Annotated in this window: 11 protein-coding genes; 5 read left to right on the forward strand and 6 right to left on the reverse strand. The window is 60.3% G+C overall.

Annotation, left to right across the window (positions count from 1 at the left end):
* The first annotated feature begins 221 nt into the window (after window positions 1-221).
* The 3 genes from RLEG4DRAFT_RS04995 to RLEG4DRAFT_RS05005 all read left to right on the forward strand — a co-directional run bounded on the left by RLEG4DRAFT_RS04995 (window position 222) and on the right by RLEG4DRAFT_RS05005 (window position 4,815).
* Window positions 222-2,150 (forward strand): diguanylate cyclase, encoded by a 1,929-nt coding sequence (locus RLEG4DRAFT_RS04995; protein WP_051040881.1) that lies wholly within the window; start codon window positions 222-224, stop codon window positions 2,148-2,150.
* Window positions 2,151-2,236: 86 nt separating this feature from the next.
* Window positions 2,237-4,534: an FdhF/YdeP family oxidoreductase gene (locus RLEG4DRAFT_RS05000; protein WP_003575725.1), complete on the forward strand. Its 2,298-nt coding sequence runs from the start codon at window positions 2,237-2,239 to the stop codon at window positions 4,532-4,534.
* Window positions 4,531-4,815 (forward strand): hypothetical protein, encoded by a 285-nt coding sequence (locus RLEG4DRAFT_RS05005; RefSeq protein WP_003575728.1) that lies wholly within the window; start codon window positions 4,531-4,533, stop codon window positions 4,813-4,815. Before RLEG4DRAFT_RS05000 ends, RLEG4DRAFT_RS05005 begins: the two co-directional genes overlap by 4 nt.
* A gap of 68 nt (window positions 4,816-4,883) precedes the next feature.
* Here the strand turns inward: RLEG4DRAFT_RS05005 and RLEG4DRAFT_RS05010 are convergent, their stop codons facing one another.
* From RLEG4DRAFT_RS05010 to RLEG4DRAFT_RS05035, 6 genes are all read right to left on the reverse strand, one after another.
* Window positions 4,884-5,882, reverse strand: a complete 999-nt coding sequence (locus tag RLEG4DRAFT_RS05010; RefSeq protein WP_003575731.1) for an AraC family transcriptional regulator — start codon at window positions 5,880-5,882, stop codon at window positions 4,884-4,886.
* Window positions 5,883-7,028: 1,146 nt separating this feature from the next.
* Window positions 7,029-8,108, reverse strand: coding sequence for a quaternary amine ABC transporter ATP-binding protein (locus RLEG4DRAFT_RS05015; protein WP_003575733.1), 1,080 nt, complete (start codon window positions 8,106-8,108; stop codon window positions 7,029-7,031).
* Entirely contained in the window at window positions 8,101-8,988 is an 888-nt protein-coding gene (locus RLEG4DRAFT_RS05020) for an ABC transporter permease (protein WP_003575734.1), read from the reverse strand. The genes RLEG4DRAFT_RS05015 and RLEG4DRAFT_RS05020 overlap by 8 nt, the downstream gene beginning before the upstream one ends.
* Before the next feature lie 92 nt (window positions 8,989-9,080).
* Window positions 9,081-10,082: an ABC transporter substrate-binding protein gene (locus RLEG4DRAFT_RS05025; RefSeq protein ID WP_003575737.1), complete on the reverse strand. Its 1,002-nt coding sequence runs from the start codon at window positions 10,080-10,082 to the stop codon at window positions 9,081-9,083.
* 67 nt (window positions 10,083-10,149) lie between these two features.
* The gene (locus RLEG4DRAFT_RS05030; RefSeq protein ID WP_003575739.1) at window positions 10,150-10,944 is read right to left on the reverse strand and encodes a pyrroline-5-carboxylate reductase family protein; all 795 of its coding nucleotides are present in this window, start codon (window positions 10,942-10,944) and stop codon (window positions 10,150-10,152) included.
* A gap of 12 nt (window positions 10,945-10,956) precedes the next feature.
* Window positions 10,957-11,586: a TetR/AcrR family transcriptional regulator gene (locus RLEG4DRAFT_RS05035; protein WP_003575741.1), complete on the reverse strand. Its 630-nt coding sequence runs from the start codon at window positions 11,584-11,586 to the stop codon at window positions 10,957-10,959.
* A gap of 146 nt (window positions 11,587-11,732) precedes the next feature.
* On the opposite strand from RLEG4DRAFT_RS05035, the gene RLEG4DRAFT_RS05040 reads away from it, so the two are divergent.
* Both RLEG4DRAFT_RS05040 and RLEG4DRAFT_RS05045 read left to right on the forward strand, forming a co-directional pair.
* Complete coding sequence (locus RLEG4DRAFT_RS05040) at window positions 11,733-13,769, forward strand: NADH:flavin oxidoreductase (protein WP_003575743.1); 2,037 nt, start codon at window positions 11,733-11,735, stop codon at window positions 13,767-13,769.
* 45 nt (window positions 13,770-13,814) lie between these two features.
* A complete protein-coding gene (locus RLEG4DRAFT_RS05045; RefSeq protein WP_003575746.1) occupies window positions 13,815-14,420 on the forward strand; it encodes a dimethylsulfoniopropionate lyase in 606 nt (201 codons plus the stop codon).
* The last annotated feature ends 4 nt before the right edge of the window (window positions 14,421-14,424 follow it).

Genomic DNA, 14,424 nt, shown 5'->3' on the forward strand with positions numbered 1-14,424 from the left:
GGCATCTGTGAGCCTTTTGGTCGCGCAATAATGGTCCGATTGCGCAGGCCTATCCGAATAGCGCAATATTGCGCCGTCGCAACCATGTCCGGACGAAGAGCAGGGCGTTTGTTGAGCATGCATTATGGCCGGCGTGCCAGACCTTGGCTGGTCGATACTCCATGCCGCCCCATGAGATCGGAAAATGCAGCCGTTTAACCAAGCTCAAACCAGTTTCGCCTATGGTGAGTTCGTTACATGAAATGGAAGGTGGATCCAGCGCGGTGAATGGCAATTGGACGCAATTCGGTGGCAACCTTTCTTTCGTGTGCCTGGCAATTTCGCTCTGGGCGCTTTTTTCGATCGAGTTTCAGCGCCGGTCCTTCAGGCAGGAAAAAATTGCTTTCGGAATCATAGCCGGCGGCGCCTCCATCGGATCCATATTGCTGGCCATTGAATTCCATCCCGGCATCTATATCGACCTGCGTTTTTCGCCGCTTGCATTGGCCGGCATGTTCGGGGGGCCGATCGCGGCGGCTTTTGCCGCGGCGCTGGCGATGGCCTTTCGTTTTGCCGTCGGCGGCACAGCGATGGTCGACGGTATCATCACAATGGCCGTCGCGGTCGGCATCGGTTTGGCCGGTCATTTCTGGACCCGCAAGAGATCACCAGGGCTTAAGGACGTTGCGCTGCTCAGCCTTGCCCTTGGCGCTGCATTGGTCCTGTCGATGGCCGTGCTTCCCACCTTGGTGAATGCCCATGTGCTGGCCGGCGTCGGTTTTCCCCTGATCGCACTGAATTGCCTCGCGACTGTTCTCGGCGGTTTCGTTCTGCTGAAGACGCAGCAATGGGAGCTGGAGCGAAGCATATTGGTGACCGCATTTTCGCAGTCGCCCGATTATCTCTATGTGAAGGACCGAAACAGCCGGTTCATCACCGTCAATGAAAACATGACCCGTCTCTTCCGTTTCAGGACGACGGCGGAGATGACCGGATTATCGGATTTCAATCTGATGTCGCGGCCGCTCGCCGAGGAATTATATTATCTCGAGCAGCAGGTCATGGACACCGGAGCGCCGCTGATCGATTCCACCGAGTATATCGAAGGCAGATTCCTGCTCGCTTCCAAGGTGCCGCTGCGTGACAAGCAGGGGCGGGTGATCGGCCTTGCCGGGGTAACGCGCGATGTTACCGAGCGCACCGCCCTGGAGCGGGAATTGCGTGAAAGCAAGAACCTACTTTCGCATGCGATGGCCGGCATGTCCGATGGCATCGCCATGTACGACCGCAATGGTTTTATCCTCTTTTGCAATGAGCAGTATCGCAATGCCTTCCCGCTCTCCGGAGAGGCCCGTGTGGTCGGGGCCCATATTAGCGACATCCTGCGCCGCGTCGCCGAAACCGGCGAGCGGCCCGGTATCCCCGAGGATGTGGACGGGTGGATCAAGGCCGCCAGTGCCTCGCTGCACAGCAACAAGGACGAAGAGGTTCAGCTTCATAACGGCGACTGGCGCAGCATCCGGACAAGGCTTGCCGAGGATGGCACGGCCATGGCCGTCGTCTCCGACATCACGGCGACGAAACAGGCGGAAATCGCGCTCAGGCTGTCGGCGGAGCAGTTGAAGAGCCTTGCCGAAACCGATGGCCTCACCGGCATGGTCAACCGCCGCGCCTTCGACGAAGCTTTCGCCCGCGAGACCGCAGGCAGCGCCAGAAAGAACACGCCGTTCAGCCTGCTGATGGTCGATATCGACCGCTTCAAGGCCTATAACGACACTTATGGTCATCCCGCCGGAGACCAATGCCTGCGTGACGTCAGCAAGTGCCTGCGCCAATCGGTCAGCCGGCCGGCAGACATCGTCGCCCGTTACGGCGGTGAGGAATTCGTGGTGTTCCTCCCCGACACCAGCGCCAAAGGCGCAATGATCGTCGCCGAGCAATTCGCCCGTCGCCTGGCCCAGGAGAATATCGCTCATTCCGGCAGCGAATTCGCCCGGGTGACGGCGAGCATCGGCATCTCCTGCGCGACCGGAGCCGTTCTTCGAACCAACCCGAACCGTCTTCTGACCGAAGCCGACGCCGCGCTCTATGAGGCTAAGACCCAGGGCCGCAACCGCATTCTGGCCCATTCGCCCAATGGCGAACGGCATGCCGTGAAGGAAGCCGGTTAACCGGATCCTGCTTCGATAGATTTTTTCTATCGAACCATCATTTCTGTGGCCTTGATGTTTCTAGCGCTTCGACAATACAGAGGCGCATGGATACAAAATTCATCGGCAAAAAATCGGCGGCAGCCGGCGGTTGGGGCGCTCTAAAGAGCTGCGGCAAGCAATTGCTGCAAAGCGGCATGCCCATTTCAGGCGCACGCACCATGCTGAAAGCGAACCAGCCCGATGGGTTCGATTGCCCGGGCTGCGCCTGGGGCGATCCGGAACACGGATCGTCGTTCGAGTTTTGCGAAAACGGCGTCAAGGCGGTCGCCTGGGAGGCGACGGAAAAGCGGGCAACGCCGGCCTTCTTCGCTGACAATACGGTGTCTGAGCTTCGCCGGCGGTCAGATTATGAACTGGAACTCAACGGCCGCCTCACGCATCCGATGCGCTATGATGCGGCGAGCGACCGTTATCTGCCGGTTTCGTGGGAGGATGCCTTTGCCGAGATCGGCAGCATCCTGAAGGGCCTCGATACCCCCAACCGGGCGGAATTCTACACCTCGGGCCGGGCCAGCAACGAAGCCGCCTTCCTGTACCAGCTGTTCGTGCGCGTCTACGGCACCAACAATTTTCCCGATTGCTCCAACATGTGCCACGAAGCAAGCGGCATCGCCATGCACCAAGCCGTCGGCGTCGGCAAGGGCACGGTGCTGCTGGAGGATTTCGAAGAGGCGGACGCGATCTTCGTCATCGGGCAGAACCCGGGCACCAACCATCCGCGAATGCTCGGCGACCTGCGCCGGGCGGCGATCCGCGGCGCGCGTGTCGTCGTCTTCAACCCCATCCGCGAGCGCGGCCTGGAGCGTTTTTCCGATCCGCAGGACAAGATCGAGATGCTGCGGGGCGGTTCGACCGAGATCGCCAGCCTATACCTGCAGCCGGATCTCGGCGGCGACATGGCCGCGGTTCGGGGGATGGCGAAGGCTGTGCTCGCCGCGGAAGACAAAGCGGTCGCCGCCGGTCTTCCCTCCGTTCTCGACCATGCATTTCTCACCGAACACTGCGTGGATTTTCAGGCGTATCAGGTAGCGGTCGAGGCGACGAGCTGGGCTGAGATCGAGGACCAATCGGGACTGAGCCGGGAAGAGATCGAACGGGCAGCCGATGTCTATATCAACGCCGAACGCGTCATCTGCACCTGGGCGATGGGTGTCACCCAGCATCTTCATTCGGTCGCGACGATCCGCGAGATCGCCAATTTCATGTTCCTGCGCGGCAATATCGGCAAGCCGGGCGCCGGTCTTTGCCCGGTGCGCGGCCATTCCAACGTGCAGGGCGACCGCACCGTCGGCATCAACGAAAAGCCGGCGGACGATTTCCTCGATGCGCTGGAGAAACACTTCCGTTTCACCGTTCCCCGCGAACATGGCCACAATGTCCTTGCCGCGATCGGCGCGATGCTCGACGGCTCGGCCGAAGCCTTCATCGGGCTTGGCGGCAATTTCGCGCGCGCCACGCCCGACAGCGCCCTGGTTGAAAAGGCGCTTCGGCAGCTGAAGCTGACGGTGCACATCGCGACCAAACCCAACCATTCGCATCTCATGCCGGGCGAGGCGGCCTTCATCCTGCCCTGCCTCGGACGCACCGAGATGGACCTCAACGAAGCCGGCAAGTCCCAGCTCATCAGCGTTGAGGATTCGATGAGCATGGTGCACGGCTCCGCCGGCATCAATCGTCCGGCCTCGCCGCACCTGCTGTCGGAAGTCGCCATCATTGCCGGCATTGCGGAAGCGACGGTCGGTTCCGCCGTGGTCGACTGGGCGGAGCTCGCCGAGGATTACGACCTTATCCGCGATCATATCGAGGCGACCATTCCGGGCTTCGAAAACTACAATCAGCGCCTGCGCAAGCCGCGCGGTTTCCACCTGCGCAATGCGGCGGCCCATCGCGAGTGGGATACGCCGGCGGGCAAGGCCTCATTCTCCTCCGAGGCGCTTCCCGAGGAGACGGTGCATCAGCGTGCGCGAAAGGGTGAGGGGCATCGTTTTGCCCTGCAGACTTTCCGGTCGCATGATCAATACAATACGACGGTCTACGGTCTCGATGACCGATATCGTGGCGTCTACGGAGAACGGCAGGTCATTTTCATTCATCCCGCCGACCTGAAGGCGATGAATGCCGAGGCCGGTGACCGGGTCGACGTGATCGGCGAGCATGATGATGGCATCGAGCGCATCGCTGAGGATTTCCGCCTGGTGCCCTATGACATTCCGCGGGGCAGCATCGCCGGTTATTATCCCGAGCTGAACGTGCTGGTGCCGCTCGGCAGCGCCGGCAAGGAAAGCGATACGCCGACCTCGAAGTCGATCATGGTGTCCTTCCGCGGGCGAAACGCCTCGTGAGTGAAGAGCCGGCCGACGTCGATCGGTTTCTCGCCCTCGTCGCTTCAGCGCAAGAGGGCGATATCAGGCTGACATCCATCCAGGCCGGTCTCCTCGTTGCCGCCGAACTCGGGATCGCGCGCGACAGCCGCGTCTTTGCGCGCAAGCTGGGGATCGCCCATTCCCTCGTACTGCGTGAACTCAATGCGCTGGCGGAGAGCCAAGACGTGCTTGAGATCGTCAAGCGGGATCCGCGGACGATGAGAGTGCACTATATGTTGCCGCCGTCTACGTCGCCGTAAGCGAGGGCTTTCGCTCCTTGTTTTTATGCATTGTCCCGGACCCCCCGCACACTTCCTGACAATATGCTTTATCGACGGCCGACGCGCTTCCTGGTGTCGGAAGGATATTCCCCATAGGTCGATTTATAGACCGCGGAAAACCGGCCGAAGTGGAAGAAGCCCCATTTGAGACAGATCGTCTTCATGGTTTCGGTGCTCTCCGGATCGAGCAAGTCCTGGCGCGCCGCGCGCAGACGAAGTGTCAGCAGATAGACGGCGGGAGAGGTGCCCCTGAAGGCACGGAAGCCGGTTTCGAGCGCCCGGCTGGAGACGCCGGCCGCTTCGGCGACCTTCGGCATGGTGATCGGCTGGTCGATATTGGCCTGCATGAATTCGATCGCCTTGCGCACATGGCGGGGAGCGATGAGGGCAGGCCCCTTGTCGAGGAAATGCGACAGTCGGTTAGGCACCATGCGCACGACAAGATCGGCCAGCGCCTGCGTCATATGCGCCATGGCGATCGGCGACTGCAGCAAGGGGCCGTCGTCGCGCATGCCGATGGCGATCGTTTCGGTCAAATTGCCGATCGTCCGGCCGACCGGCGTCGACAGATCCAACTCGGGCAGCAGATCGAGAGAGCCGCTGAACGGTATTTCGAACGTCTGGCCGATCGTCTGCAGGATCACCGACCAGTTGATCAGCAATTCGTCGATGACATTCGACTGGCCGTACATGATGACGCTGTCTGGTTCGAAATTATTATAAAGAAGCAGTTTTCCTTCTCCCGCCTCGGCGACGCGGGATCCATATGCCACCCCCATGCCGCCGCTGCGCGGCACGACGATCGACAGATACTCCGCCGTATCGACGGTTGGCTCGATATTGAACTGAAACTCCGCCTCGTGATATCCGGTCAGCAGGACAGCGCTGTCACTGGCGGAAAAATCCAACCCCCAGTGGAAGTCCTGGGCGCGTCCGACAGGCGCGGCATCGAATGCGCCGAAGGCGCCGCCGAGCGTTTCGACCATGTTGTCGAACGAAGAACCGCGAAACCGAAACGAGAATGGCGCATGGCTAGTTTCGGACATGCTGCTCCCCTTGTTCAGTGTGGCTGCGTTGCTCTGCTCTTCTCAACTGCCCGCACATCCCCGCGAGAGGCGCGATCGCTGCCGATGGATTGATGCGGATGGGCGAGACTTGGCAATATCCTAGCCGATCGGGGCGTGGAGTGCAGCACACTTCAGCGGGGCAGGAGGATCTCCGCGCGGTATCGGCAGCGGGATCAGCGATTTGCTCAAGCCGATAAAGGCCGAATTCGGACGTGGCAGGCGTCAAAAAACCAACCCGTTGAATGCATTGTCGACATCTTCCATCCGATCAGTTTCTTAGCCCGACGGCAGGAACTGGCAGAACTCGGAATAATAGGCAAGTCTTCGGGCCGCCGGCTGTCGGTGATGAAACGATTACGCAGAAGGGCAAATTTAAGGGGTGTATCCGTGAGGCCACGAAAGGCTCAAACGCGGCGGTCTTGCCGAGAGGCTGGAGTTATGGAGAACGCCCCACTTCGCGATCTGCGCAGTCGCCTGCCGAAGGTTCTATAGTGGACCGCTTATAGCCTTCGGCAGGCAGACAGGCATGCACGCATACGCACGGGATGGGGTGCGTATGTACGATCCCTTCCATCCGTTTGGGGGTGATGGATGAACGGGGTTGGGCTTGAGGACCGCAACCATCATGGCCTTGGTCGAAAACCATCTTATTGCACCGTGGCCATCGAGCAATTGTCGGCCCCCGATAAAGTCGGTCAAGCGGCTTTTCGCGACGCAGTCTGGACTGGTTTTGCGCAAAATGTATAGGTTAACGCTGGCTGGAGGCATGTTCGCGCCGCGGCTTGCGCAAAGCGGATGACGACCGTGAATGTCTCATTTGCCACTTGGAAGAGCTTGCTCAGGAAGCAGCGGGAGCGCTCCGGCGTCACAGCTCCAAGGCCGCTCGCGTGGCCTCACAGAAGGCATAGGCGCTTGGCGCGGCGCGGTCTCCGATCTCTATGACATCGACACGCTGCGGGCGCAATTCCTCACCCAGACAGTGTTGTAATCGGGCAGGTCTGAAGAAGCCATTTGACCTCAAGCATCTTCACGGTCCGGCGGCGGCCGGCTTCCCATTTCCCGAAATGGCAACATGCGAGATATCGGTGTCGCCAGCGAAACGGAAAGACGGCCGCATTCGGAGCTTCAGAGGGCGACCGACAGGGCGCTGTCGCGCTCCGGAGCAACCTCGTGTGAGTTCACCATCGCACTTGCGAGCTGGCGGAAGGTGACGAGCCCTAAGGTTTCCCCGGAAGGCGAAACCACCCTGGCGTCGCCCTCTGGCGCCGATGACAGCATGCGGACGGCTTCTTCGACGGTCGTTCCCGCCACTATCGCCAGTCCAACCGGCGCCGCACCTGAGTGCAGCGGCGTCATCACGGCTTCGACTTGAATGACCCGGCCGCGATTAACCTCCTTGACGAAGTTGGCGATGTAGTCGTCGGCTGGCCGCAGGACGATGTCCTGGCTGGTGCCCTGCTGGATGACTTCGCCGTCGCGCAGGATCACAATCTGGTCGCCCAGGCGAAGGGCTTCATCAAGATCGTGGGTGATGAAGACGATGGTTTTCTTGATCTCCTTCTGAATGTTGAGAAGGACCGTCTGCATATCCATGCGGATCAAAGGGTCGAGCGCCGAATAGGCTTCGTCCATCAAAAGGACCGGCGCATCGTTGGAAAGGGCGCGCGCAAGGCCGACACGCTGCTGCATGCCGCCGGAGAGCTGGTTGGGATATTTCTGCTCGAAGCCCTTGAGCCCGACACGCTCCAGCCAGCGCATCGCGACGTCGATGGCTTTCGGGCGCTCCATGCCCTGGACTTCAAGGCCGAAGATGGTGTTGTCGAGAACGTTCCGGTGCGGCAGAAGCGCGAACTTCTGAAACACCATTGCGGTCTGGTGCCGGCGAAAAGTTCGCAATTCCGTCTCATTCATCTTCACGACATCAACGCCGTCGACGAGCACCTCGCCGGCCGTCGGGTCTATAAGACGGTTGATGTGGCGGATGAGCGTCGACTTGCCCGACCCCGAAAGACCCATGATCACCTGGATCCGGCCGGAGGGTATCTCGACATTGATATCCTTGAGGCCGAGCACGTGACCGTACCTTGCGTTGAGCTCGGTCTTCGATAATCCCTTCTGGACCGCGTCGACATGCGCGGCCGGGTTGGGACCGAAGATCTTGTAGAGATGGCGGATCTTGATGCCGCCGAAACGTTGATCAGCCATGGACGATCTCCCGATGCTTCTGGAGCCTCTTGCCATACGCCTGGCTGACCCGGTCGAAGATGATGGCGATGCCGACGATGGCGAGGCCGTTGAAAATACCTAGGGTGAAGTACTGGTTGGCAATCGCCTTCAGCACCGGCTGTCCTAGTCCCTGGACGCCGATCATCGAGGCGACGACCACCATGGCGAGCGCCATCATGATGGTCTGGTTGATGCCGGCCATGATGGTCGGCAGTGCCAGCGGCAGCTGTACCTTGAACAGCTTCTGCGCACTCGACGTTCCGAAAGCGTCGGCCGCTTCCAGCACGTCCTTGTCGACAAGTCGAATGCCGAGATCGGTAAGACGGATCATCGGCGGAATGGCGTAGATGACGACGGCGATCAGTCCCGGCACCTTGCCAATGCCGAGCAGCATGACGACAGGGATGAGATAGACGAAGCTCGGCATCGTCTGCATGACGTCAAGGATCGGATTGATGATGCGCTGCAGCCGGTCGGAGCGTGCCATGAATATTCCCATCGGAATACCGATGGCGATGGAGAGCACGGTGCAGACGAAGATCATCGAGACCGTCCGCATCGTATCGTCCCACATGTCGAAATAGCCGATCAGCAGCAGCGTCACGAGACAGCCGAGAACAATCTTCAGGTTGCGGCTCGCAAACCATGCGATGACTAGGATGATGAGGGTGATGATTGGCCACGGCGTCTGCGTCATGAAGCGGTCGGCGGCGATGAGGAAATGCTGCAGCGGCGTGAAGAGGCTTTCGATCGCGTCGCCGTAGCTGCGGGTAAACGTGCGAAAACCGTCATCGATCGCCTTCTTCAGATTGCGAAGCGCGTCGTCATCCATATGCGGGAATTTATAAAACCATTCCATTCTGTTCCCCTTATCTTTAAAGAGCCGTGGCAGTCTTTTTCATTTTATCGGCAGCGAGAGGCGGTGCACTTTTCGCGCACCGCCATTTGGCTTTAGAGAGCAGCTTCGATTTTCGTGGCTGCCTCAGGCGAGACCCACTTGGTCCAGAGGTCCTTGTTTTCTTTCAGGAAGTGCTTGGCGCCGTCTTCGCCGGTCGCCTGGTTGTCGGTCATCCAGGCCATCAGCTTGTTGACCGTGTCATTGCTCCAGGAGCGCTTCTTCAGGTAGTCCATGACATCAGGTCCGACCTTTTCCGCGAAAGGTTTGGCAACCAGTGTGACGACGTGATCGACCGGCCATGCATTCGGCTTCGGGTCGGGGCAGTCGGCAACGGTGTTGCAGCGCTTCCATTCGGCAGCGTCGTTCGGCACGCCGGCTTCGAGCTTAACCATCTGATACTTGCCGAGCAGCGCGGTCGGCGCCCAGTAGTAGCCGGCCCAGCCTTCCTTGCGCTCGTAAGCCTTGGCGATCGAACCGTCGAGACCGGCGGCGGAGCCGGTATCAACGAGGGTGAAGCCCGCCTTCTCGGCGTCAAAAGCCTTATAGAGCTGCGAGGTTACCACGGTGCCGCCCCAGCCCTGCGGGCCGTTGTAGATGGCGCCCTTCTTCGCATCTTCCGGATCGGGGAAGAGTTCCGGGTGCTTCAGCACGTCGCCGATCGTCTTGATATCCGGATGGGCATCAGCGAGATATTTGGGAATCCACCAGCCCTGCACACCACCGTCCGGCAGCGGCGAGCCGACCTGGACGATGCGGCCTTCATCCGTGCCCTTCTTGACGACGTCGGGCAACAGGTCGATCCAGGCTTCCGGCGCGATATCCGGCTGGCCCTTTTCGGCCATGGAGGTGATCGTCGGGACGGTGTCGCCGACGGTGATGTCAGCACTGCAGCCATAGCCTTCGTTCAGGATGAACTTGTCTAGGTTGGAGAGAACTTCGGCGCTCTGCCAGTTCATGCTGGCGATGGTCACGCTGCCGCATTCGGCGGCGCTGGCGAATGACGCGCCGCCGATCAGGCCGAACGTCAAACACGTCGATGCAAGTAATTTCTTCATTCTCGTTCCCTCTGTTTAGCGGCTTGTCTTGCCGAACGGGGTGCCGCAGTGCCCGCCCCAACGGTCGTCAGGAAAGCTTTCCCATACTCACCGATTTTTGAAATGCTGCCGACAATCCCTTGGCGACCGAAGCGTCGAACCCCGCAGCGCGCATGCCTTCGATAGCTGCCGCTGTGGTGCCGCGATAGTCAAGAAAGGTTTGTACGACGTTATCCGGGCTCTCGTCACGGCGCTCCAAAAGGCGGCCGGCGCCTGATATCACCGTATTGACGGCGCGGCGCGCAATCTCGGCTGGCAGGCCGCGGGCGACGGCGTCGCCCATCATGGCGGCCGCAAGCAGCGCCGGGAACGCCGGTCCGGAACCGGAAAGGCCTGTGAGGTAATCGATGTCGCTTTCTCTGGCGACCTCGTCTTGCGATCCGCACGCCTCGAAAATGGCGCGGACGACGGCGCGGTCGCCTTCCGTGATCTCGTCCGCAGCAATCCAGGGCGTATAGGACTTAGCAACTTCGGCACCAGCATTCGGTAGGGCACGGACGACACGGCCGGTCTTATAGCGTTGCGAAAGGGCGGCGAGACCGATGCCGGCCATGACCGATATGACCAGTTTGCCGCCGGCATCGACGTCAAGGGCGCGCCAGTCATCGGGCCGGACGGAGAGAACGATCACGTCCGAGCGGTCGGCAAGCGCCTGATTGTCGGAAGTCCAGAAAGAATTCGGCAAGCGATCCGGCTGTTGGCTGCGATAGGAGAGTGAGAGATTCTGGGGCTCGACCAGGCGGGCGTCGACAATCGAGCCGGCGATTGCTCCGCCCAGCCAGCCGCCGCCGCCAATTATGCCGATCCTCAAGGAAACGCTCATCCGGGCCTCCTTTTAACCGGGCCGATAGCTATGCCGGGAGAAGAAGCGATCAAGCTCCCTCTGCTGCGGCACTTCGCCCGTGTAGATCGCGATATATTCCGGAATCCGTTTCATGCGAACGGCAAGTTCCTCCCTCGATTGCATGGAGATATATCCGATCTGAACGAGGTAAGTTGTCCGCGCTCTGACATCCGATGTCGTTTCTGGTAACCCGAACCGCATGAACATGCGTTTCAGCGACTCCAGCCGGATCTGATCGGCCTGCTGGACCTCTGCGAGAAGCTCGTCGGATTGCAGCGCCCAGCTGCGCACGGCAAACTCGAATTTTGCGTCGAACAGATCGTTGTCGAGCCAGCAATCGAAGACGTTGAGCATCGCTTCGGCCAGGGATTCCGCATAGGCTTCCGACCGCTTGACGATATTGCCGGTGTTTTTGTCGCGCCATAGCGCCACGAGCGCGCTCAGCAGCTCCTCCCGATCCTTGAAGAACCAGTAGAAGCTGGTGCGCGAGAGATTGAGCTTCTTCGCCAGCGGCAGAATTTTCACCGAATCCACGCCGGATTCCAGCAGGGAGTGGTAAGCTGCTTCCAGCCATCCCTCCTGCGATCCGCGCCAGCCGGTGTCGTTCAAAGCCTGATCCATGCACTATCTCCTATCAAATTATGAAGCCGCGCACAAGGAAAATGTACATCAGTGTCGAATGTGACGACTTTACTGTTTTCATCGTTGACACATATGTACATTGCGCTTAGCGTTCCCCTCGATGTTTTAATCCGGAACCACGGCCCATGTCGAATGATCCCCTTCTGCAGCCCTATCAGCTCAAGCATTTGAAGTTGCGCAACCGTATCATCGTGACGTCTCATGAGCCGGCCTATCCGGAAGACGGCATGCCGAAGGAGAAGTATCGCGCCTATACGGTGGAGCGCGCAAAGGGCGGGGTGGCTGTGACGATGACGGCGGGCTCGGCGGCCGTTTCCAAGGATAGTCCGCCTGTTTTCAACAATCTGCTTGCCTATAAGGACGAGATCGTTCCGTGGATCAGGGAGATGACTGACGCCGTACACGAAGAGGGTGCGGCAATCATGATCCAGCTGACCCATCTTGGCCGGCGCACGCGCTGGGACAAGGGCGACTGGCTGCCGGTCGTCGCCCCCTCGCATCATCGCGAGGCTTCGCACCGCGCCTTCCCGAAGAAGTTGGAAGATTGGGATATCGAGCGCATCATCAAGGATTTCGCCGACGCGGCCGAACGCATGAAGGCGGGCGGCATGGACGGCGTCGAGTTGGAGGCTTACGGCCACCTGATCGACCAGTTCGTATCTCCGCTCACCAACGAACTCGACGGCCCCTATGGCGGCTCGCTCGATAACCGCCTGCGTTTCTGTTTCGACGTGTTCAAGGCGATCCGCAAAAGAGTGGGCGACGATTTCATTCTCGGCCTGCGCTATACCGCCGATGAATGTCTTCCCGGCGGTACCGGCAAGGCCGAAGGCATCGAAATTTCCAAGCGCCTGAAGGAAAGCGGCCTCATCGATTACCTGAACGTGATCCGCGGCCACATCGATACCGATGCGGGTCTCACCGACGTGATCCCGATCCAGGGGATGGCGAATTCGCCGCATCTCGACTTCGCCGGCGAGATCCGCGCCGCGACCAACTTCCCGACCTTCCATGCGGCGAAGATTCCCGATGTCGCCACCGCCCGCCACGCGATCGCGGCCGGCAAGGTCGACATGGTCGGCATGACCCGCGCCCACATGACCGACCCGCACATCGTCCGCAAGATCATCGAAAAGCGGGAAGAGGATATCCGTCCCTGCGTCGGCGCCAATTATTGTCTCGATCGCATCTATCAGGGCGGAGCCGCCTATTGCATCCATAATGCCGCGACCGGCCGCGAACTGACCATGCCGCATATCGTAGCGAAGGCCGAGGCCAGGAAAAAGGTCGTCATCGTCGGCGCCGGCCCGGCCGGTCTGGAAGCGGCGCGCGTCGCCGGAGAGCGCGGCCATCAGGTCGTCGTCTTCGAAGCGGCGAACAATGCCGGCGGACAGGTCCGGCTCACTGCCCAGAGCGAGCGCCGCAGGGAAATGATCAGCATTATCGACTGGCGCATGAGCCAGTGCGAGAAATACGACGTCACCTTCCACTTCAACACATGGGCGGAAGCCGACACGATCGAAGCCGAGCGCCCCGACGTCGTCATCATCGCGACCGGCGGCTTGCCGCATACCGAGGTTCTCTCTCGCGGCAACGAGCTGGTGGTCTCCTCCTGGGACATCATCTCCGGTGATGTGAAGCCTGGCACCAACGTGCTGATCTTCGACGATGCCGGCGACCATGCCGGTCTTCAGGCGGCGGAGTTTCTTGCCAAGGCGGGCGCCAAGGTTGAGATCATGACGCCGGACCGGTCCTTTGCGCCCGAGGTCATGGCGATGAACCTGGTGCCCTATATGCGCTCTCTCCAGAAGCATGACGTGACCTTCACGGTTACCTATCGCCTGGAGGCGGTCGAGAAGAGCGGCAACCAGCTCGTCGCCCATGTCGGCAGCGATTACGGTGGGATTGCCAAACAGAGCAGCTTCGACCAGATCGTCGTCAATCACGGGACCATCCCGCTCGACGAACTCTATTTCGAGCTGAAGCCCAGCTCGAGCAATCTCGGCGAGATGTCGCACGACCAGCTTCTTTCGGGAGAGCCGCAGTCCATCATGCGCAATCCCGAGGGCAGGTTCCAGCTGTTTAGGATCGGCGATGCTGTCGCTGCGCGCAATACGCATGCCGCCATTTATGACGGTCTGCGCATCGCCAAGGATATATGATCGCAGCAGCGACCGCTCGTCGGCCGGTCATTTCGGGGGGGTGATATGAGTTTACGTGAACAAAGCCTCCAGTCTTTCGTGGATGCCGCGTCTCTGGCTTTTGATCGGTTCGCGAAGGCCCCGGAGGCCCGGCGGTCGATCCGTCAATTTTTTGCGGCGCTGGAGCAGCCGGGGGTCGCGCGTGCGGGGGAGGGAAGCCGGTTGCCCGTCTGCGCTCAGCTTGATGTGGCGCTTGCGGTTGATCCCTCCTATGATCCTTTGCTGGTGCGATTGATCGAGGCGTTCAAAGGCATCGAGCCGATGCTTGAATGGCGCCGACGCACCAAGTATGACCACACCGCCGGCGACAATTTCGTCGATGGGCATGCCAATGCCATGCTCATCGGCCCAGGAGGATTGGAGGAGCGGAGCGACCTTTGGCTGGGTGTGACATTGCTGGCGCCGCACGTGCGCTATCCCGATCACGACCACGCGCCGGAGGAAGTTTATCTCGTGCTTTCCGAGGGGGAGTTTCAGCAGGGGGAGGGAGACTGGTTTTCGCCTGGTATCGGCGGATCATTCTACAATATCCCCGGGATCAAACATGCCATGAGGTCGGTGGATACACCGCTCTTCGCCTTCTGGGCGCTGCTTGCCGAACGGCCGCACTGACGGC

It is taken from the genome of Rhizobium leguminosarum bv. trifolii WSM2297 (assembly GCF_000271845.1).